Genomic DNA, 18354 nt, shown 5'->3' with positions numbered 1-18354 from the left:
AGATATCCCATGGCCACCATCAACGTAACCGACGAAGGCTTCCAGAAGGACGTGCTCGACAGCGACAAGCCCGTCCTCGTGGACTTCTGGGCGGAATGGTGCGGGCCGTGCAAGATGATCGCCCCGGCGCTGGAAGAACTGTCGGACGAACTGGCCGACAAGGTCACCATCGCCAAGATGGACATCATGGAAAACACCGGCGTCCCAGGTTCGATGGGCGTGCAGTCGATTCCTTATCTCGTCCTGTTCAAGAACGGCGAGCCGACCGCCCAGATGCGCGGCGCTGCGCCCAAGGGCCAGCTCAAGCAGTGGCTCGAAAGCGTCCTCTGACGCGCTGACACGCGCCTTTTTCCTGCCATCTTGTGCTGCGGCGCAGCACTGCTAAACGCGTGAGACCATGAAGCGCACGCATCTGCCCCTGAACGCCCTGCGCGTATACGACGCCGCCGCGCGTCACCTCAGCTTTACCCGCGCCGCGGACGAGCTGGCGGTGACGCCTGCCGCCGTGGGGCAACAGATCCGCGCGCTGGAAGACCATCTCGGCACGGTGTTGTTCCGCCGCACGAGCAAGGGGCTGGAACTGACGCAGGAAGGCGCGGCCGGTCTCGACGCGCTGCGCGAAGGCTTCCTCAAGTTCGAGGAAAGCGTGTCCGCCATGCAGGCGGGGCAGGCGTCCGACAGCTATACGATCGCCTGCCCGCGCGAATTCTACGCGCAGTGGCTGGCCCCGCGCCTCGCGAAGTTCGGGGAGGCAAATCCCGACATCAAGTTCGCTTTCGTGGCCGACGAGAACGCCGATTTCACCGAAGCGAACCTCGATTGCGCGATCCGGCTGGTCGATGGTCCGGGCGATCTGCAGGGCGTGGAACTGGCCGCGGCCCGCCGCGTGACGGTGGCAGCACCCGGCGCGCCGGACAAGTGGATCGACTGGGGCCTGCCGCTGCAGGACGGCGTGCAGGCGCATGTGACCGTGAGCAATGCAGGACAGGCGCTGTCCTCCGCCATGGCGGGACTGGGCAAGGCGATCCTGCCCGAACTGCTAGCCAAGGAAGCGATCGAGGCAGGCCAGCTCGAAGTGCTCGACGGCCCCGAACCCGGCACGCGCGCCTACTGGCTCGTCGCGCCGACGCCGCAATGGCGCACCAAGAAGGTCAAGGCGCTGGTCGCTTTCCTGGAAGGTGCGTGACGTCACGGTCCTGCGCACGGACCGCTTCATTCTCAGACCCCTCCGCAGCGACGATACCGCCGCGCTCTTCCCCACCTTCGCCGACGAAGGCCAGTGCCTCTACCTCACGCGTCCCGCATTCACTTCCGCAGAGGAATTGTGGGGCTGGCTGGCGGAGCCGGGCTGGAACGGCCGCACTTGGATTGCCGAGGGAGCAAACGGCGCGGTCTGCGGCCGGTTCGTCGCCGTTCCCGGCCATGAGGCGGGCGTCGAGGAAGTCGGCTACGTCACCGTGATGGACCGGCAAGGCGAAGGCGTCGCCCGCGAGTGCATGGTCGCACTGGTCGAGCATCTGTTTGCAGAAGGGCTGCGCAAACTCACCGCAGAAGTCGATACCGACAACACGCCCTCCATCCGCCTGCTCGAACGGCTCGGTTTCCGAAAGGAAGCGCATTTCCGCCAGCACGAGACGACCCATGCAGGGCTTCGCGAAGTGCTGGTCTACGGCCTGCTGGCCAGCGATCCGCGCTAGGCGAAAGCGGCAAATACCGAAGCGATGCCCGGCGGGTCGGCTGCATCGCGCAGGCGGGCGAGCGCTTCCTCCACCTCGAGCACGAAGCCGCGGGTCATGTCGACGCTCCCGCTGCCCACGCCCCCAAGCATCCGGGTGAAGCTGGCCGCGCTGTGGTTTTCCGACAGGGTTTCGACATGGAAGCGCCTGATCCCTTCCTCGCGCGCGTCGAGCAGGATGGTCGCGGTCAGCAGCTTGCCGAGGCCGAGCCCGTGGTAATCGTCCACGATGGCGACCGAAAACTCCGCGCAGTCGGGATCGTTTTCATCGCGGAAGGCATGGACCGCCCCGATGGCGGGCCGTTCCTGTTGCGACAGGTCAATGGCGCCCCAGGCGAGGTGCTTTTCGCCATCTGCATCGAGCAGGCGTTCGATCACCCAGTCGGGCGGGGTGCGCATGCCCGAAAAGAACCGCAGGTAGCGCGAGCGGGGCGACATCCGCTCGATCCCCTCGCGCATCAGCGTCTCGTCGGCCGGCGTCACGCGGCGGATGCAGACGGGCGTTGCGTCCTCCAGCGCCGATTCGATGGAGCCGGGGCCGCAGCCGCCGCGCCACGGCGCAAACGGGGGTTTGGGGATGCCGGTCTCGATGCTCATGCTCCGCCTTACGCGGGACTAGCATAGCAGTTCCGCACCGGAACCTTGCCGGTTTTCAGCGCGTAATATCCCTCGAAAGGGGAAAACCATGCAAAATCAGAACAGTGGGTCGCACCACGGCAAGTGGAGCACTTTTTTCGCGATGATCGCCACTTCGATCGTGACGATGTTCGTGCTCAAATATTCCAATATCTACGAAGCCGACCACGCTTTCTTTAGCCAGACCCGGATGTGGATGGCGTTGATGATGGGCATGGCGATGATCGTCATCATGCTCGGTTTCATGTGGGGCATGTACAAGACCTTTGCGACCAAGGTCATCGTGATGGTCGCCGCCATCGCCGGTTTCTTGCTGTTCCTGTTCCTGGCGCGGAGCCAGTCGACGGTCGGGGACGAGGCATGGATGAAGGCCATGATTCCGCACCACTCGATTGCCGTCCTCACCAGCCGCCGCGCGGACATCAGCGATCCGCGGGTGCGCAAGCTTGCCGATTCCATCATCGAGGCGCAGGTGAAGGAAATCGCGGAGATGAAGCTGCTGCTCGAAGATATCGAGCGCAATGGCGAGATGGGCGATGGTACGCCCCTGCCGCCACGCACGGCAGACCTGACACCCGACCTGCTCGAAAAGGCCAAGAAAACCGTCGAGCGTCCCGTAACGCCGGAGATTATCGAAGAAGTCGAGCCGGGCGCCTAACGCCCGGCTGCGCCTTATCCGTCCCTGGCGGGATAGGTCGCCCAGACAACCCGCTTGTTCGGTCCGAAGGCGATGACCTGGTAGGCCTGCCGCCGCTCGCCCGCTTCCATGCCGGGTGAGCCGAGGGGCATGCCGGCAACGGCGAGGCCGGTGATGCCCTTCGGCCGTTCTTCAAGCAGGCGCTCGATATCGGCGGCGGGCACATGACCTTCGATCACCATGCCGTCGACAATGGCGGTGTGGCAGGAGACGAGGTCGGCTGGCACGCCCTTGTCCGACTTCAGGGCCGCGATATTCGGGCTGTTCACGGACTTGGCCGTAACCTTCTCCTCACCCTTCGCGAAATGCTCGTTGGCGTGCTTCAGCCACGAGAGGCAGCAGCCGCAATTGGGATCGCGATACATGGTGATGCTGGTCGCCTGCGCCGCGCCGGCACAAGCCGCGAGCGCGAGGCCGAGCGCCAAACGGAGGGGGGTGCGGGTGAACGACGTAAGGGTCATAGATCGGGATCCTTCGAAGTTTTTACATGAGGTGATTGGAGCCGTGGGCCAGTTCGCCGCCCAGATAGCCCTGGACGACCAGTGCGCTGCAAACGCAGGCGAGCAGGATGCGCAGAGGTCCGCGCGATTTGAACCGCATGGCGGGCAGGAGTGCAAGGCCCGCAAAGGCCACTCCCGTACCGGTCCAGCGATGCCACTGCATGGGGGCATCTCCGCCAAGCCAGGCGCCCGTATGGACCCAGCCGAAAGTGGTCGCGAAGACTGCGCCAACCGTTCCCGCGACAATCAGGACGTCCACGCTGGACCGAAAACTGTCCCGCTGGCGGGATATGGCTAGGGTCTCCAGCAAGCCTGCAAGCAGGAAGAATGCGATCGGGAAATGGACGGTCGCGGGGTGCAGGCCGCGCAGGAAACGCAGCGCTCCCGGCTCCTCGCGTGGGCCCGTCTCGGCTTCCATGGCCACCGTGACGGAGGCGGTCGGGGTTTCGCTGGCTGTGGAGCTCGAGAGCGGCTCAGTTGCAGTCGCGACAGGCTTGTCTTCGTGGCTATTGCTCCCGTGGGCCGCAGACGGGGAAGCGATGGCAAGGACAAGCGTTGCCAGCAACGCGAATACCAATGGGCGGAACCAGAGCGTCACTTGCGCTTCTCGAACAGGTCCACGAGCTCTTCGAATTTCTGCTTCTGCTCGGCGGCATCGCCGCTCTTGATCGCCTCGGAAATGCAGCATGCTGCATGATCCTTCAGCACTTCGCTCTCCACCTTGGCGAGCGCGGACTTTACCGCCTGGATCTGGTGGAGGATGTCGATGCAATAGCGATCGTCCTCGATCATACGGGCGATTCCGTTCACCTGTCCGGATATACGGTTCAGCCGGCGGATCTTTGCGGCAGACTTCTCGTTCATCTCGAAATGGGCCCTTCCAAATACCCCATGGGGGTATATATAGGGCCCCCAATACCCCCATGGCAACCGTACAGAAGTGTCGATGAACTCCTCCCCCCTGATTACGCGTCGCAACCTCATCCGCAGCACCGTCGGTCTCGCCGCAGCAAGCGCGGTCCCGCTGCCTGCATGGGCCAAAGGACAATCGCTGACCCACGCCCCTCAGGGCTTCGGCGAGGTGAGCGGCGAACGCATCGCGCTGACGGTGGACAGCCATCATTTCGGCGTCGGCGGCAGGAGCGGCCATGCGGTGGCCGTGAACGGCACGGTGCCCGGTCCGCTGGTGCGGCTGCGCGAAGGGCAGAACGTGCGCATCGACGTGACCAACCGGCTCGCCGAGGATACCTCGATCCACTGGCACGGCCTTCTGCTGCCCTTCCAGTTCGACGGCGTGCCGGGCGTCAGCTTCCCCGGGATCAAGCCGGGCGAGACCTTCACTTATGAATTCCCGATCCGGCAGAACGGCACTTACTGGTGGCACAGCCACTCCGGCCTGCAGGAGCAGGAGGGGCATTACGGTCCGCTCATCATCGAGAGCGCCACGCCCGATCCGCGTTACGACCGCGACTATGTCGTGCTGCTGAGCGAGTTCACGCCCGTCCATCCGCACGAGATCGCGCGCAAGTTGAAGGTCGGGGAGCATTACTACAACTACCAGATGCAGACCGCGACCGAAGGCGACATGAGCCTGGAAGAGCGGCTGATGTGGGGCCGCATGCGGATGAACCCGCGCGACATTTCCGACGTGACGGGTGCGACCTATACCTTCCTCGTCAACGGCCACGGGCCGATGGACGGGCTTGAATATCTCTTCACTCCCGGCGAGCGGATCAGGCTGCGCGTGATCAACGGCTCGGCCATGACCTTCTTCAACGTCCGCATTCCGGGCGTGCCGATGACCGTCATCGCCGCCGACGGCAAGGAGGTGGAGGAGTTCGAGGTGGACGAGTTCCAGATCGGCACGGCGGAAACCTACGACGTCATCGTCACGCCGCCTGGCGGCAGCCACGCGCTGGTCGCCGAGGCGATGGACCGCTCGGGCATGGGCGTTGCCTCTATCACCTCGCACAAGGGCCACCGTGCCATCCCGCCGCCGCTGCGCGAGCCGGTGACGTTGACCATGGCCGACATGGGCATGGGCTCGATGGTAGGCGGCGAGGGCGGTCATGGCGGGCACGGAGGCCACGGTGCCCATGGTGGGATGGACCACGGCTCCGGCGATGCGATGGCGGGAATGGATCATGGTTCGATGGACCACGGTTCGATGGACCATTCCATGCGCGATACCTCGAAGCTGCCGGCCAATGTGAAGGTCGGACCCGGCCTCGACATGGTGGCGCCGATGCCGGTCGACCGGATGGATTTCCCGGGCCTCGGCCTCGACAAGGTGGACCACCGCGTCCTGCGCTACACCGACCTTAAGGCGAAGCGGCCCAACCCGCACCGCATGCCTACGCGACAGCTGGAGATCCACCTCACCGGCAACATGGAACGGTACATGTGGAGCTTCGACGGCAAGAAGTTCTCCGCCGTCACCGACGATCCGATCCGCTTCGCCTATGACGAGCGGGTGCGGGTGAAGCTGGTCAACGACACGATGATGGCGCACCCGATCCATCTGCACGGCCACTTCTTCGAGCTGGTGAACGGGGCGGGGATGATGAACCAGCCGCTGAAGCACACGGTCGTGGTCCAGCCGGGCGGCACGGCGACCTTCGACGTCACCGCGAACGAGCCGGGCGACTGGGCCTTCCACTGCCATTTGCTCTATCACATGCACGCAGGGATGATGCAGACGGTGACCGTGCGGCCGTTCCCCAAGGCGGGAGAGGGCGCATGAGGACCGCTCTCGCCCTGCCACTGATCCTCTTCGCCCTTCCGGCCGCGGCGCAGGACCACTCGGGCCATGAGGGCCACACCGAGGAGCCGGCGAAGGCACCCGCCAAGGCCCCCGTACCGTTCAAGCTGCCCGACATGACCGGCGCGCCGCAAATGGACCACTCGGCCCACCAGGTCGGCGACCTGCCTTCCGGCCCGCCGCCGGCAGAGGCGTTCGAGGGGCCGCAGCACGCCGCCGACGCGATCTTCGGAGCCGAAGCCATGGCCGCCGCCCGCGTCGAAAATCACGCCACCCACGGCGACATGAAGACCGGCACCGTCATGGTCGAACGGCTCGAAGCGCGCGTCGCCGACGGCCACGATGCCTTCCTGTGGGACGTGCAGGGCTGGTACGGCGGCGATATCGACAAGTTCGTCTTCAAGTCCGAAGGCGAGGGCGAGTTCGGCGGCAGCGTCGAGGATGCCGAACTGCAGGCGCTTTGGGGCCATGCCATCGGCCCCTTCTTCGACCTGCAGGCCGGCGTACGGCTCGATGTGGAGCCGGAGACGCGCAGCCACCTCGTCCTCGGCGTGCAGGGCCTTGCGCCCTACATGTGGCACGTCGATGCGGCGGCCTTCCTGTCCGATCGCGGCGATATCACCGCGCGGGTGGAGGGCGAATACGACTGGAAGCTGACCCAGCGCCTGATCCTGCAGCCGCGCGCGGAGCTGGAACTGTCCGCACAGGACATTCCCGAACGCGAGATCGGGGCAGGGCTGACCAAGCTGGAGACAGGGGTGCGCCTGCGCTACGAATTCGCGCGGGAATTCGCCCCCTATGTCGGCGTCGGCTACGAGGCCAAGCTGGGCGAGACGGCGGACATCGCGCGCTTCGCGGGCGAGGATACGGACGGCATCGCGCTCCTGCTGGGGCTGAGGGCCTGGTTCTAGGCCGCGTCCCTTACGGCTCTTCGCCGGGGAAGGCGGCGTCCCAGTCGATCGTGCCGTCGCCTGCATCATCCTCGGGCGGCTCCCCCTCCTCGGGATCGTAGCCGTAGAGCGCGATCGCCCGCTCCCGCCGCGCGGAGTTGATGGCCTCGGGTGAGCGCGCCGCGGCCTTCGCCCGTTCCTCCGCCAGCACCTCCGCCTTGATGGCCTCGTACACGGGGTCGCCTTTTTGTGGGCCTACCGCTTCGCTGCTTGAGGCCACTCCGTGCGGACTCACCGCTCCGCTGCCCGAGGCCGGGGAATACTTGTCCCTGAGCCGGTGCTGGAGGAGGAACCGGAGCAGCCCGTTATCGGGCTTGTGCCACACGCCCAGCAGCTTGCCGGACGAGACGATCGGCGTCGGCGTGCCCTGCAGCGCGCGTTCGAGCGCGCAATCCCCCATCCCAGCATGCGCCCGCCCATCCGGCGTAGGAACCCTCCCATTCCGGCCAGATAGCGCTGAACATTGCCGGCCATGTCCCGGTGGCCTGTCGAGAATTCGACCAAGCTCTCTCCCAATGGACGCCAGCTCCTTCAGCCAAGGTTTCGCACCCACGCCAGACTTCGGCGACGCCTTGTAATGCGGAAAAAACACCCCATCTAAGGTTGAGCTACCAGTCGCGATCGACGGTCCCGAGGGCCAGTTGTCCTCCCTTCTTTCCATTTCGCCTTCTAGCCCCGCGCACAAGCGGTCGCTCCCGAACGCCTGCGCGAAATCGAAGGAATTCCATCATGTCCCATTACGGCAACATCAAGAGCTACGACAGCGACAAGGGTCGCGGCGTGATTGCTCCCGAACAGGGTGGCGATACGCTCGCCTTCGTCAAGGCCGACCTCCAGCAGCAGGCGTCCGAGCCCAAGAGCGGCCAGCGCTATGCCTATGAAACCAGGCAGGTCGGCGGCGACCAGCCGCAGGCCATCAACCTGAGGCAGCAGGAGCAGGACGAAAAGACCGATCAGCGCAAGCAGGCCGAAAGGCAGCAGGGCTGATCGAAAGGTGGCCCGGGCGTCTCTGCGGGATGCGTCCGGGCTGCTTCGCCCGTTTTCCCCTTCACCCGCATCGAGAAGGCGCAAGGCCATGGACCTCAACGAATTGCTACACAGCCATCAGGTCGCGGTCATGAAGGCGGCGGCCGCCGGAGACGGCCCGGGGCGGGACAATCATTTCGCCAAGGTCGCCGAATATGCCGAGCGCGTGCGCGCGCTCAGGGATATGGGCCCGTTGACCGGCCAGCAGGCAAGTCCTGCCGGCGGGGCTCCGGCGATCATCTATGGCACCTATGCGGGCGATACCCCTGTGCCGTTACCGGCAGATTCGCTCGCATCGTGGGAAGACGAGGGCGGGGCGCTTCGCCATCCGCATGTCGCGGCGCCGGAAGGCATAGAGACGAGAAGTGTTCGCGAATATCGCGTGGGGCCTTATGTCTACCAGGACCTCGATCTGGCAGTGGCGGAACACCTGCGCCAATTGAGCGCCAAGGGTTCGGGTGTAGCTTGACCGAAGCGGCTTACCCCACTATGTGCGCGCCCATCCGGCGTAGGATTCGTCCAACTCCGGCCAGATAGAGCTGAACATTGCCGGTCATGTCCCGGGGGCCTGTCGAGAATTCGACCAGGCTCTTTTCTATTGCAGCGAACCTCTTGGGAACGCTCGGGGCAGCCGTCAAAGTAACCCGGTGGCCGTGTGGCCGAAGGGTGGAGCGTTTCAGGCTCGTGCAGATATGCCGCCCTGGCGCTTATGCGCCGCGCGCGTCGCAAGCACGAACCCAAAAACGCATCACCCCGACACCACTAGTCGCCGCCATTCATACGGTGAAGCGAGAAACTATGCCGACGATCAATCAGCTGGTCCGCAAGGGCCGCGTTCCGCAGAAGGCCAAGAGCAAGGTCCCTGCGATGGAGCAGAACCCGCAGAAGCGCGGCGTTTGCACCCGCGTCTATACGACGACCCCGAAGAAGCCGAACTCGGCTCTGCGTAAAGTTGCCAAGGTCCGCCTGACCAACCAGCGCGAAGTCATCTCCTACATCCCGGGCGAAGGCCACAACCTGCAGGAGCACAGCGTCGTGCTCATCCGCGGCGGCCGTGTGCGCGACCTTCCCGGCGTGCGCTACCACATCCTTCGCGGCGTGCTCGACACGCAGGGCGTCAAGGATCGCAAGCAGAGCCGTTCGAAGTACGGCGCGAAGCGTCCGAAGTAAGATATCCCGTTAGGAGCAAGATAGATGTCACGTCGTCGTCGTCCCGAGAAGCGGGAAATCCTGCCTGATCCCAAGTTCAACGATCAGGTCCTGTCGAAATTCATGAACAACCTGATGTATGACGGCAAGAAGGCCGTCGCCGAAGGTATCGTCTACACCGCGCTCGACACCGTCGAAGCCAAGGCCAAGACGAACCCGGTCGAGGTGTTCCACGAAGCCCTGAACAACATCAAGCCGCAGGTCGAAGTGCGCAGCCGCCGCGTCGGTGGTGCGACCTACCAGGTGCCGGTCGAGGTTCGCCCCGAGCGTGCCCAGGCCCTCGCGATCCGCTGGCTGATCTCGGCCGCTCGCGGTCGTCCGGAAACCACCATGGCTGCCCGTCTCTCGGGCGAGCTGATGGATGCGGCCAACAATCGCGGCAACGCGGTCAAGAAGCGCGAAGACACGCACCGCATGGCGGACGCCAACCGCGCCTTCTCGCACTACCGCTGGTAAGGCGTTCCGTTTGCAAGGCCGGGGGCGTGCTCCCGGTCTTCAAGCGGTCACATTAATCGCTACATGGGGGCAGAGTTTACTCACCCCCGCATTTTGAGGAAAACCACATGGCTCGCGAATATCCGCTGGAGCGGTACCGCAACATCGGCATCATGGCCCACATCGATGCCGGCAAGACCACCACGACCGAGCGTATCCTCTACTACACCGGCAAGTCCTACAAGATCGGCGAAGTCCACGACGGCGCCGCCACCATGGACTGGATGGAGCAGGAGCAGGAACGCGGCATCACGATCACCTCGGCTGCCACCACGACCTTCTGGACGCCCGAAGATCCCTCGATGGATCCGCGCTCGGCTCCCGAAGACCTGCGTGCGAACATGCCGAAGTACCGCATCAACATCATCGACACCCCCGGCCACGTCGACTTCACCATCGAAGTCGAACGTTCTCTGCGCGTGCTCGACGGTGCAGTCGCGGTCTTCGACGGCGTTGCCGGCGTTGAACCGCAGTCCGAAACCGTGTGGCGCCAGGCCGACAAGTACGGCGTTCCGCGCATGTGCTTCATCAACAAGCTCGACCGCACCGGCGCGGATTTCTACTACTGCGTCCAGTCGATCGTCGACCGCCTCGGTGCCAACCCGCTCGTGATCACGCTCCCGATCGGTGCTGAAAGCAACCTGCAGGGTGTTGTCGACCTCGTCGCCAACCGCGGCATCGTGTGGCAGGCCGAAGACCTCGGCGCGAAGTACGAGTTCGTCGACATCCCGGCCGACATGGCCGACAAGGTCGCCGAATATCGCGAGAAGCTGATCGAGACCGTGGTCGAACAGGACGACGATGTCATGGAAGCGTACCTCGAAGGTAACGAGCCTGACGTCGCCACGCTCAAGAAGCTGATCCGCAAGGGCACCATGGCGCGCGACTTCGTGCCGGTTACCTGTGGTTCGGCCTTCAAGAACAAGGGCGTCCAGCCGCTGCTCGACGCAGTGGTCGACTACATGCCGTCGCCGCTCGACGTTCCGGCGATCAAGGGCGTCCTGCCCGACAGCGACGTGGAAGAAACGCGTCCGTCGTCGGATGACGAGCCCTTCGCAGCGCTCGCGTTCAAGATCATGAACGACCCGTTCGTCGGCTCGCTCACCTTCACCCGCATCTATTCGGGCAAGCTCGCCAAGGGCTCGGTCCTGAACTCGGTTAAGGACAAGAAGGAAAAGATCGGTCGCATGCTGCTGATGCACTCGAACAACCGCGAGGACATCGAAGAAGCATTCGCAGGCGACATCGTCGCGCTTGCCGGCATGAAGGACACCACCACGGGCGATACGCTGTGCGATCCGGCCAAGCCGATCATCCTCGAGCGTATGGAATTCCCCGAACCGGTTATCGAGCTCTCTGTGGAACCCAAGACCAAGGCCGACCAGGAAAAGATGGGCGTTGCCCTCAACCGCCTGGCTGCCGAGGATCCGTCCTTCCGCGTCTCGACCGACCATGAATCGGGCCAGACCATCATCAAGGGCATGGGCGAACTGCACCTCGACATTCTCGTCGATCGCATGAAGCGCGAGTTCAAGGTCGAAGCCAACGTCGGCGCGCCGCAGGTGGCTTACCGTGAATATCTCGGCAAGCCGGTGGACGTGGACTATACCCACAAGAAGCAGTCGGGTGGTTCGGGTCAGTTCGGCCGCGTGAAGGTCAAGGTCGAGCCGGGTGAACGCGGCCAGGGCTTCGTCTTCCAGGACGAAATCAAGGGCGGTAACATTCCGAAGGAATACATCCCGGCCATCGAGAAGGGCATCCGCGAGCAGGCCGAAAGCGGCTTCCTGGTCGGCTTCCCGATCATCGACTTCACCGTGACGCTTTACGATGGTGCTTACCACGACGTCGACTCGAGCGCGATCGCGTTCGAAATCGCCGGTCGCGGCGCCATGCGCGAAGTGGCCCAGAAGTCGGGCATCAAGCTGCTCGAGCCGATCATGAAGGTGGAAGTCGTGACCCCCGAGGACTACCTCGGCGACGTCATCGGCGACCTCAACTCGCGTCGTGGCCAGATCCAGGGCACCGACAGCCGCGGCAATGCCCAGGCAGTCGAAGCCAACGTGCCGCTCGCGAACATGTTCGGCTACGTCAACGAACTGCGCTCGTTCACGCAGGGTCGTGCGCAGTACACGATGCAGTTCAGCCACTATGACGAGGTTCCGGCTAACGTCGCGGCCGAGGTCAAGGAGAAGCTTGCGTAAGCCAGCTTCAAGGTCTAGGGGCGGCGCCTGATTCAGCGGGCGCCGTTTCCTCCCCGCAGAAATCCCAAATTTTAAGACAGAGGTTATTGGAAAATGGCGAAGGAAAAGTTCGAGCGTAACAAGCCGCACGTCAACGTCGGCACCATCGGTCACGTTGACCACGGCAAGACCACGCTGACCGCGGCGATCACCAAGGTCCAGGGCGCAGCCGTCGATTTCGCAAACATCGACAAGGCTCCCGAAGAGCGTGAGCGCGGCATCACCATCTCGACCGCACACGTCGAGTACGAAACCGACGCGCGTCACTACGCACACGTCGACTGCCCGGGTCACGCCGACTACGTGAAGAACATGATCACCGGTGCTGCCCAGATGGACGGCGCTATCCTGGTCGTGAACGCAGCTGACGGCCCGATGCCGCAGACCCGCGAGCACATCCTGCTGGCCCGCCAGGTCGGCGTTCCGCAGCTGGTCGTGTACCTGAACAAGGTCGACCAGGTCGACGACGAGGAAATCCTCGAGCTCGTCGAACTGGAAGTTCGCGAACTGCTTTCGAGCTACGACTTCGACGGCGACAACATTCCGATCATCAAGGGTTCGGCTCTGGCCGCTCTCGAAGGTCGCGATCCGGAAATCGGCGAGAACTCGATCAAGGCTCTCATGGACGCCGTCGACAGCTACATCCCGACCCCGGATCGTCCGGTCGACAAGCCGTTCCTCATGCCGATCGAAGACGTGTTCTCGATCTCGGGCCGTGGTACGGTTGTTACCGGCCGTGTTGAAACCGGCGTCGTGAACGTTGGCGACGAAGTCGAAATCGTCGGCATCCGCGACACGCAGAAGACCACCGTCACCGGCGTTGAAATGTTCCGCAAGCTGCTCGATCGCGGCGAAGCCGGCGACAACATTGGCGCCCTGATCCGCGGCATCGGTCGTGAAGACGTCGAGCGTGGCCAGGTTCTCTGCAAGCCCGGTTCGGTCAGCCCGCACACCGAGTTCAGCGCAGAAGTCTACGTCCTGTCGAAGGACGAAGGCGGCCGTCACACGCCGTTCTTTGCGAACTACCGTCCGCAGTTCTACTTCCGCACCACCGACGTCACCGGCGAAGTGATCCTTCCCGAAGGCACGGAAATGGTGATGCCGGGCGACAACGTGACCATCCAGGTCAAGCTGATCGCACCGATCGCCATGGACGAAGGTCTGCGCTTCGCAATCCGCGAAGGCGGCCGCACCGTCGGCTCGGGCGTTGTTGCTTCGATCCAGAAGTAATCTTCGGCTGAAATCTGGCAGGCCCGTCCTTCCTTAGGGGAGGGCGGGCCTTCCGGTTTTATGAGGGCTGGCGAACGGGCCTGGAACACGGTTCGTCGCGCCTCCGGACCACCTGTGAAAATGGGTGGAATTCGGGGGTTGCCAGATGCGGGTCTCGCCCGTATATGCGCGCCCACAGACGGGGATTCGTCCCTGTACAAGAATTCATGGAAGGTCGCCCGTTCCGGGAAACCGGGCTCACAAGCGGGGTCAGACCTTTCTTTTTGTTTGCGGATCACCCGTTGGTCCGTTTGGCTCTTTCGCATCGGTGTAGGTAATGGAAGCACAGAATATCCGCATTCGCCTCAAGGCGTTCGACCATCGCGTTCTCGACCAGGCAACTGGCGAAATCGCAGAAACCGCACGTCGTACGGGTGCCCTCATTCGTGGTCCCATTCCCATGCCGACGCGTATCGAGAAGTTCACCGTGAACCGCGGCCCGCACATCGACAAGAAGTCGCGCGAGCAGTTCGAGGTGCGCACCTACAAGCGTCTGCTCGACATCGTGCAGCCCAACGCCCAGACCGTCGACGCGCTGATGAAGCTCGACCTCGCAGCTGGCGTGAACGTCGAGATCAAGCTGGCCTAAGCCACTGATCCGGTCCCCGGCAGGACCTTAAAACCGCCGGAAGTTTCAGGGGCCCTCGATTGCCCCGCCTGGCTCGCAAGGCCCGGCAAGACATCGGGATACCGCCGGATTTCATCCGGGACTGCGTCCCCCGTCTGCCTTCTTCTCGAAGGCAATCAGCCCGGACGGGGGCACGCATCGCACAATCGGGCTGGCAAGCACCCATGGGATGGGCCCTTGGGTGCCTCTGTTGAGGAGTTTGACGATGCGCACAGGCGTTATCGCAAAGAAAGTCGGGATGACCCGCCTCTTCCAGGAGGACGGACGGCACGTTCCCGTGACCGTTCTTTCGCTGGAAGATTGCCAGGTTACCGCACATCGCACGCAGGACCGTGACGGCTATTATGGCGTCCAGGTCGGTTCGGGTGAAGCGAAGCAGAAGAACGTGAACAAGCCGCAGCGCGAAGCCTTTGCGAAGGCCGAAGTCGCGCTGAAGATGAAGGTCGCGGAATTCCGCGTCGACAGCGAGGAGGCCCTGCTTCCCGTTGGCGCACGCATTTCGGCCGAACACTTCATTGCCGGCCAGAAGGTCGACATCACCGGCCACACCCAGGGTAAGGGCTTTGCCGGCGCCATGAAGCGCTGGGGCTTCGGTGGTATGCGCGCCACCCACGGTGTTTCGATCAGCCACCGTGCCCACGGTTCGACGGGTAACCGTCAGGATCCGGGCCGCGTGTTCAAGGGCAAGAAGATGGCCGGCCACATGGGCGACCGTCAGCGCACCCAGCAGAACCTCGAAATCGTGCGCACCGACGCCGATCGCGGTCTCCTCTTCGTCAAGGGCTCGGTCCCGGGTGCGAAGAATGGCTGGCTGCTCGTCCGCGACGCCGTGAAGGTTGCTGCTCCGGCAGAACTGCCGTTCCCGGGCGTGATGCGCCGCAACGAAGACCAGTTCGCCTCGGAAGAAGCGAAGCCGGGTCTCGTCGAGAGCGCAGCCGAGCATGAAGTCGGCACCGAAGTTTCCGCCGAGCAGCAGGAAGAGCTGCTGAAGGTGCAGGAAGCCGGTGCTGATGCCGAAACCACCACCGAAGGTCAGGCCGATGCCGCGACCGACGGCGAGAGCAAGGAGTCCTGATCGTGAAGGTCAAGGTCCAGAAAATCGACGGCAAGGCGTCGGGCGATATCGAGCTGAATGACGACGTCTTCGGCCTCGAACCGCGCGCCGACATCCTGCACCGCGTCGTGACGTGGCAGCTCGAAAACCGCCGCGGCACCGCCCGCCCCACGCGTGAGCGTTCGGACGTTGCCCGCACCGGCAAGAAGTTCGGTCGCCAGAAGGGCGGCGGTACGGCTCGTCACGGTGACCGTGCAGCCCCGATCTTCATCGGCGGCGGCAAGGCCCACGGTGCGCGCAAGCGTGACTTCGCGCAGTCGCTCAACAAGAAGATCCGCGCTCTCGGCCTCAAGATGGCCCTGTCGAGCAAGGCGAAGGACGGCCTCATCGTCGTCGACAGCCTCGAGCTCAAGGACGCCAAGACGAAGGCTCTCAAGGGCATGTTCGACAAGAATGGCTGGGCCGGCAAGGTCCTGGTCATCGACGGCGAAACCGTGAACGACGGCTTCAAGAAGGCTGCCGGCAACCTGCCGGGCGTGAACGTCCTGCCCGCCATGGGCGCGAACGTCTACGACATCCTGAAGCACGACACGCTGGTCCTCACCAAGGACGCTGTCGAAAAGCTGGAGGGCCGTTTCAATGGCTAAGAAGCAGGCAATCGACGCGCGTCACTACGACGTGATCCTTGCTCCGCACATCACCGAGAAGTCGACGCTTGCGTCGGAAAACAACGCGGTGGTGTTCAAGGTCGCAGGCGATGCGACCAAGCCGCAGATCAAGGAAGCCGTGGAAGCGATCTATGCCGATCAGAAGGCAAAGGTCGTCTCGGTCAACACGATCAACGTGAAGGGCAAGACCAAGCGCTGGAAGGGCAAGCCCTACAAGCGCAACGACGTGAAGAAGGCGATCGTCACTCTCGCTGAGGGTTCGATGATCGACATCACGGAAGGTGTGAGCTGATGGCACTCAAGAACTACAAACCGACGAGCCCCGCACGCCGCGGCCTCATCCTCGTCGACAAGTCGGGCCTGTACAAGGGCAAGCCCGTCAAGTCGCTGACGGAAGGCAAGCGCAAGACCGGCGGTCGCAACAACAAGGGCCATGTCACTTCGCGCGGCATGGGCGGCGGTCACAAGCAGAAGTACCGCTTCATCGACTTCAAGCGTCGCAAGTGGGACGTCGAAGGCACTGTGGAACGGATCGAATACGATCCCAACCGCACCGCTTTCATCGCCCTGGTGAAGTACGAAGACGGCGAACTGGCCTACATCCTTGCTCCGCAGCGCCTCGCTGTCGGCGACAAGGTGATCGCAGCTGAAAAGTGCGACACCAAGCCCGGCAACGCCATGCTGCTCGGCCAGATGCCGGTCGGCACGATCTGCCACAACGTCGAAATGAAGCCTGGCAAGGGCGGTCAGATCGCACGTTCGGCAGGTGCCTACGTCCAGCTGGTTGGTCGTGACCGCGGCATGGTCATCGTGCGCCTCAACAGCGGCGAGCAGCGTTACCTGCGCGCCGACTGCATGGGCACCGTTGGCGCCGTGTCGAACCCCGACAACCAGAACCAGAACCTGGGCAAGGCCGGTCGGCGTCGCTGGATGGGCATCAAGCCGCTTACCCGCGGTGTCGCCAAGAACCCGGTCGACCACCCGCACGGTGGTGGTGAAGGCCGCACCAGCGGTGGCCGTCACCCGGTCACTCCGTGGGGCAAGCCGACCAAGGGCGCCCGTACGCGTAACAACAAGCAGACGGACAAGATGATCATCCGTTCGCGCCACGCGAAGAAGAAGAGGTAATCCGACATGGCTCGTTCCGTCTGGAAAGGTCCGTTCGTCGAACTCAGCCTTCTGAAGAAGGCCGAAGAGGCTCAGGACGCAAGCAACGCAAAGCCGATCAAGACCTGGTCGCGCCGCAGCACCATCCTGCCCCAGTTCGTCGGTCTCACGTTCAACGTGTACAACGGCCACAAGTTCATCCCGGTCTCCGTTTCGGAAGAAATGGTCGGTCACAAGCTCGGCGAGTTCGCACCTACGCGCACTTTCCCGGGTCACGCTGCCGACAAGAAGGGTAAGCGCTGATGAGCAAGCAGAAAGCTCCCCGTCGCGTCGCCGACAACGAGGCTCTGGCAGTGGGCACCACCATCCGTGGTAGCGCCCAGAAGCTGAACCTCGTTGCTGCACTGATCCGCGGCAAGAAGGCCGAAGAGGCCATGAACATCCTCGCTTTCTCCAAGAAGGCGATGGCGAAGGACGCCAGCAAGGTGCTCGCTTCGGCGATCGCCAATGCGGAGAACAACCACAACCTCGATGTCGACGCACTGGTCGTCGCTGAGGCTTCGGTCGGCAAGTCGATCACGATGAAGCGCTTCCACACCCGTGGCCGCGGCAAGTCGACGCGCATCCTGAAGCCGTTCAGCCGCCTGCGCATCGTCGTCCGCGAGCAGGAAGAGGCGTAAGATGGGCCATAAGAGCAATCCGATCGGTCTGCGCCTGCAGATCAACCGCACCTGGGACAGCCGCTGGTACGCCGAAGGGCGCGACTATGCCAAGCTGCTCAGCGAAGACATCGAGATCCGCAAGTACATCCTCGAGAACGCAGCCCAGGCCGCTATCTCGAAGGTCGTGATCGAGCGTCCGGCAAAGCTTTGCCGCGTGTCGATCTATGCTGCGCGTCCCGGCGTCATCATCGGCAAGAAGGGCGCGGACATCGAAAAGCTGCGCGCGCAGCTGTCGAAGATGACCGAAAGCGAAGTGAAGCTGAACATCGTCGAAATCCGCAAGCCGGAAGTCGACGCCAAGCTCGTCGCCCAGGGCATTGCCGACCAGCTGATCCGCCGTGTCGCTTTCCGCCGTGCGATGAAGCGCGCCATGCAGTCGGCCATGCGCCTTGGTGCCGAAGGCATCAAGATCATGTGTGGCGGCCGTCTCGGCGGTGCTGAAATCGCCCGCGTCGAACAGTATCGTGAAGGCCGCGTGCCGCTGCACACGCTGCGCGCCAACATCGATTACGCTGAAGCCGAAGCGCTGACCGCTTATGGCATCATCGGCATCAAGGTGTGGGTCTTCAAGGGTGAGATCCTCGGCCATGACCCGACCGCGCAGGACCGTCTGATGATGGAATCGCAGACGTCCGGCGTCCGTCCGGCTCGCTGATT

General features: G+C 63.6%; 25 protein-coding genes. 20 read left to right on the top strand and 5 right to left on the bottom strand.

What is annotated here, in order from left to right; translation table 11 throughout:
* Positions 1-9: 9 nt before the first annotated feature.
* The 3 genes from trxA to GRI42_RS05555 all read left to right on the top strand — a co-directional run bounded on the left by trxA (position 10) and on the right by GRI42_RS05555 (position 1697).
* Positions 10-330: a thioredoxin gene (gene trxA / locus GRI42_RS05565; RefSeq protein ID WP_160607343.1), complete on the top strand. Its 321-nt coding sequence runs from the start codon at positions 10-12 to the stop codon at positions 328-330.
* A 67-nt stretch (positions 331-397) separates the two neighbouring features.
* The gene (locus GRI42_RS05560; protein WP_160607342.1) at positions 398-1186 is read left to right on the top strand and encodes a LysR substrate-binding domain-containing protein; all 789 of its coding nucleotides are present in this window, start codon (positions 398-400) and stop codon (positions 1184-1186) included.
* Positions 1179-1697 (top strand): GNAT family N-acetyltransferase, encoded by a 519-nt coding sequence (locus GRI42_RS05555; protein WP_160607341.1) that lies wholly within the window; start codon positions 1179-1181, stop codon positions 1695-1697. Before GRI42_RS05560 ends, GRI42_RS05555 begins: the two co-directional genes overlap by 8 nt.
* On the opposite strand, the gene GRI42_RS05550 is transcribed toward GRI42_RS05555, so the two are convergent.
* Complete coding sequence (locus GRI42_RS05550) at positions 1694-2332, bottom strand: GNAT family N-acetyltransferase (protein ID WP_160607340.1); 639 nt, start codon at positions 2330-2332, stop codon at positions 1694-1696. The two genes, GRI42_RS05555 and GRI42_RS05550, sit on opposite strands and share 4 nt — an antisense overlap.
* Positions 2333-2420: 88 nt before the next feature.
* On the opposite strand from GRI42_RS05550, the gene GRI42_RS05545 reads away from it, so the two are divergent.
* Complete coding sequence (locus GRI42_RS05545; RefSeq protein ID WP_160607339.1) at positions 2421-3029, top strand: DUF305 domain-containing protein; 609 nt, start codon at positions 2421-2423, stop codon at positions 3027-3029.
* A gap of 14 nt (positions 3030-3043) precedes the next feature.
* Here the strand turns inward: GRI42_RS05545 and GRI42_RS05540 are convergent, their stop codons facing one another.
* Genes GRI42_RS05540 through GRI42_RS05530 form a run of 3 tightly spaced genes read right to left on the bottom strand, consistent with a single transcriptional unit; the run spans position 3044 to position 4432 of the window.
* Complete coding sequence (locus tag GRI42_RS05540) at positions 3044-3529, bottom strand: DUF411 domain-containing protein (protein WP_160607338.1); 486 nt, start codon at positions 3527-3529, stop codon at positions 3044-3046.
* 22 nt (positions 3530-3551) lie between these two features.
* Complete coding sequence (locus GRI42_RS05535; RefSeq protein ID WP_160607337.1) at positions 3552-4166, bottom strand: DUF2231 domain-containing protein; 615 nt, start codon at positions 4164-4166, stop codon at positions 3552-3554.
* On the bottom strand, positions 4163-4432 hold the full coding sequence (locus GRI42_RS05530) for a metal-sensitive transcriptional regulator (RefSeq protein ID WP_160607336.1): 270 nt from the start codon (positions 4430-4432) through the stop codon (positions 4163-4165). The genes GRI42_RS05535 and GRI42_RS05530 overlap by 4 nt, the downstream gene beginning before the upstream one ends.
* Positions 4433-4514: 82 nt before the next feature.
* Here GRI42_RS05530 and GRI42_RS05525 point away from each other — a divergent pair, with 82 nt between their 5' ends.
* Both GRI42_RS05525 and GRI42_RS05520 read left to right on the top strand, forming a co-directional pair.
* Entirely contained in the window at positions 4515-6311 is a 1797-nt protein-coding gene (locus tag GRI42_RS05525; RefSeq protein WP_160607335.1) for a copper resistance system multicopper oxidase, read from the top strand.
* On the top strand, positions 6308-7240 hold the full coding sequence (locus GRI42_RS05520; protein ID WP_160607334.1) for a copper resistance protein B: 933 nt from the start codon (positions 6308-6310) through the stop codon (positions 7238-7240). Before GRI42_RS05525 ends, GRI42_RS05520 begins: the two co-directional genes overlap by 4 nt.
* Before the next feature lie 10 nt (positions 7241-7250).
* Here GRI42_RS05520 and GRI42_RS13895 read toward each other — a convergent pair whose 3' ends face one another.
* Entirely contained in the window at positions 7251-7679 is a 429-nt protein-coding gene (locus tag GRI42_RS13895) for a hypothetical protein (RefSeq protein WP_199800429.1), read from the bottom strand.
* Positions 7680-8008: 329 nt separating this feature from the next.
* Between GRI42_RS13895 and GRI42_RS05510 the strand changes: the two genes are divergently transcribed.
* From GRI42_RS05510 to rpsC, 14 genes are all read left to right on the top strand, one after another.
* The gene (locus GRI42_RS05510) at positions 8009-8266 is read left to right on the top strand and encodes a cold-shock protein (protein WP_160607333.1); all 258 of its coding nucleotides are present in this window, start codon (positions 8009-8011) and stop codon (positions 8264-8266) included.
* Positions 8267-8354: 88 nt separating this feature from the next.
* Positions 8355-8774, top strand: a complete 420-nt coding sequence (locus GRI42_RS05505; RefSeq protein WP_160607332.1) for a hypothetical protein — start codon at positions 8355-8357, stop codon at positions 8772-8774.
* Positions 8775-9103: 329 nt separating this feature from the next.
* Entirely contained in the window at positions 9104-9475 is a 372-nt protein-coding gene (rpsL, locus tag GRI42_RS05500; protein ID WP_160607331.1) for a 30S ribosomal protein S12, read from the top strand.
* Between the two features lie 24 nt (positions 9476-9499).
* Positions 9500-9970: a 30S ribosomal protein S7 gene (gene rpsG / locus GRI42_RS05495; RefSeq protein ID WP_160607330.1), complete on the top strand. Its 471-nt coding sequence runs from the start codon at positions 9500-9502 to the stop codon at positions 9968-9970.
* Positions 9971-10077: 107 nt separating this feature from the next.
* A complete protein-coding gene (fusA, locus tag GRI42_RS05490; RefSeq protein WP_160607329.1) occupies positions 10078-12210 on the top strand; it encodes an elongation factor G in 2133 nt (710 codons plus the stop codon).
* Between the two features lie 93 nt (positions 12211-12303).
* The gene (tuf, locus tag GRI42_RS05485) at positions 12304-13479 is read left to right on the top strand and encodes an elongation factor Tu (RefSeq protein ID WP_160607328.1); all 1176 of its coding nucleotides are present in this window, start codon (positions 12304-12306) and stop codon (positions 13477-13479) included.
* A 316-nt stretch (positions 13480-13795) separates the two neighbouring features.
* Positions 13796-14107, top strand: coding sequence for a 30S ribosomal protein S10 (gene rpsJ, locus GRI42_RS05480; protein ID WP_061924928.1), 312 nt, complete (start codon positions 13796-13798; stop codon positions 14105-14107).
* A 244-nt stretch (positions 14108-14351) separates the two neighbouring features.
* A complete protein-coding gene (gene rplC / locus GRI42_RS05475; RefSeq protein WP_160607327.1) occupies positions 14352-15221 on the top strand; it encodes a 50S ribosomal protein L3 in 870 nt (289 codons plus the stop codon).
* Between the two features lie 2 nt (positions 15222-15223).
* The gene (gene rplD / locus GRI42_RS05470) at positions 15224-15847 is read left to right on the top strand and encodes a 50S ribosomal protein L4 (protein ID WP_160607326.1); all 624 of its coding nucleotides are present in this window, start codon (positions 15224-15226) and stop codon (positions 15845-15847) included.
* The gene (locus tag GRI42_RS05465; RefSeq protein ID WP_160607325.1) at positions 15840-16160 is read left to right on the top strand and encodes a 50S ribosomal protein L23; all 321 of its coding nucleotides are present in this window, start codon (positions 15840-15842) and stop codon (positions 16158-16160) included. The genes rplD and GRI42_RS05465 overlap by 8 nt, the downstream gene beginning before the upstream one ends.
* Entirely contained in the window at positions 16160-16996 is an 837-nt protein-coding gene (gene rplB, locus GRI42_RS05460; RefSeq protein ID WP_160607324.1) for a 50S ribosomal protein L2, read from the top strand. Before GRI42_RS05465 ends, rplB begins: the two co-directional genes overlap by 1 nt.
* 6 nt (positions 16997-17002) lie before the next feature.
* Positions 17003-17278 (top strand): 30S ribosomal protein S19, encoded by a 276-nt coding sequence (gene rpsS / locus GRI42_RS05455; protein WP_160607323.1) that lies wholly within the window; start codon positions 17003-17005, stop codon positions 17276-17278.
* Positions 17278-17655 carry a 50S ribosomal protein L22 gene (gene rplV, locus GRI42_RS05450; protein WP_160607322.1) on the top strand — a complete coding sequence of 126 codons (378 nt, stop codon included), beginning with the start codon at positions 17278-17280 and terminating at the stop codon, positions 17653-17655. The genes rpsS and rplV overlap by 1 nt, the downstream gene beginning before the upstream one ends.
* Before the next feature lies 1 nt (position 17656).
* The gene (gene rpsC / locus GRI42_RS05445; protein WP_160607321.1) at positions 17657-18352 is read left to right on the top strand and encodes a 30S ribosomal protein S3; all 696 of its coding nucleotides are present in this window, start codon (positions 17657-17659) and stop codon (positions 18350-18352) included.
* Positions 18353-18354 lie beyond the last annotated feature (2 nt).

This window comes from Qipengyuania gaetbuli (assembly GCF_009827315.1).
GTDB lineage: Bacteria > Pseudomonadota > Alphaproteobacteria > Sphingomonadales > Sphingomonadaceae > Qipengyuania > Qipengyuania gaetbuli.
The sequence above is the reverse complement of the archived record's forward strand: the minus strand, read 5'-3'. Positions and strand labels throughout refer to the sequence as shown.

Coding starts and splice junctions, on each gene's coding strand:
- GRI42_RS05545 (WP_160607339.1), top strand. CDS start 2,421: ATGCAAAATCAGAACAGTGGGTCGCACCACGGCAAGTGGAGCACTTTT.
- GRI42_RS05560 (WP_160607342.1), top strand. CDS start 398: ATGAAGCGCACGCATCTGCCCCTGAACGCCCTGCGCGTATACGACGCC.
- GRI42_RS05505 (WP_160607332.1), top strand. CDS start 8,355: ATGGACCTCAACGAATTGCTACACAGCCATCAGGTCGCGGTCATGAAG.
- GRI42_RS05525 (WP_160607335.1), top strand. CDS start 4,515: ATGAACTCCTCCCCCCTGATTACGCGTCGCAACCTCATCCGCAGCACC.
- GRI42_RS05510 (WP_160607333.1), top strand. CDS start 8,009: ATGTCCCATTACGGCAACATCAAGAGCTACGACAGCGACAAGGGTCGC.
- GRI42_RS05530 (WP_160607336.1), bottom strand. CDS start 4,432: ATGAACGAGAAGTCTGCCGCAAAGATCCGCCGGCTGAACCGTATATCC.
- rpsL (WP_160607331.1), top strand. CDS start 9,104: ATGCCGACGATCAATCAGCTGGTCCGCAAGGGCCGCGTTCCGCAGAAG.
- GRI42_RS05520 (WP_160607334.1), top strand. CDS start 6,308: ATGAGGACCGCTCTCGCCCTGCCACTGATCCTCTTCGCCCTTCCGGCC.
- rplB (WP_160607324.1), top strand. CDS start 16,160: ATGGCACTCAAGAACTACAAACCGACGAGCCCCGCACGCCGCGGCCTC.
- rpsS (WP_160607323.1), top strand. CDS start 17,003: ATGGCTCGTTCCGTCTGGAAAGGTCCGTTCGTCGAACTCAGCCTTCTG.
- rplC (WP_160607327.1), top strand. CDS start 14,352: ATGCGCACAGGCGTTATCGCAAAGAAAGTCGGGATGACCCGCCTCTTC.
- GRI42_RS13895 (WP_199800429.1), bottom strand. CDS start 7,679: ATGGGGGATTGCGCGCTCGAACGCGCGCTGCAGGGCACGCCGACGCCG.
- rpsG (WP_160607330.1), top strand. CDS start 9,500: ATGTCACGTCGTCGTCGTCCCGAGAAGCGGGAAATCCTGCCTGATCCC.
- tuf (WP_160607328.1), top strand. CDS start 12,304: ATGGCGAAGGAAAAGTTCGAGCGTAACAAGCCGCACGTCAACGTCGGC.
- GRI42_RS05550 (WP_160607340.1), bottom strand. CDS start 2,332: ATGAGCATCGAGACCGGCATCCCCAAACCCCCGTTTGCGCCGTGGCGC.
- fusA (WP_160607329.1), top strand. CDS start 10,078: ATGGCTCGCGAATATCCGCTGGAGCGGTACCGCAACATCGGCATCATG.
- rpsC (WP_160607321.1), top strand. CDS start 17,657: ATGGGCCATAAGAGCAATCCGATCGGTCTGCGCCTGCAGATCAACCGC.
- GRI42_RS05540 (WP_160607338.1), bottom strand. CDS start 3,529: ATGACCCTTACGTCGTTCACCCGCACCCCCCTCCGTTTGGCGCTCGGC.
- GRI42_RS05465 (WP_160607325.1), top strand. CDS start 15,840: ATGGCTAAGAAGCAGGCAATCGACGCGCGTCACTACGACGTGATCCTT.
- rplV (WP_160607322.1), top strand. CDS start 17,278: ATGAGCAAGCAGAAAGCTCCCCGTCGCGTCGCCGACAACGAGGCTCTG.
- trxA (WP_160607343.1), top strand. CDS start 10: ATGGCCACCATCAACGTAACCGACGAAGGCTTCCAGAAGGACGTGCTC.
- rpsJ (WP_061924928.1), top strand. CDS start 13,796: ATGGAAGCACAGAATATCCGCATTCGCCTCAAGGCGTTCGACCATCGC.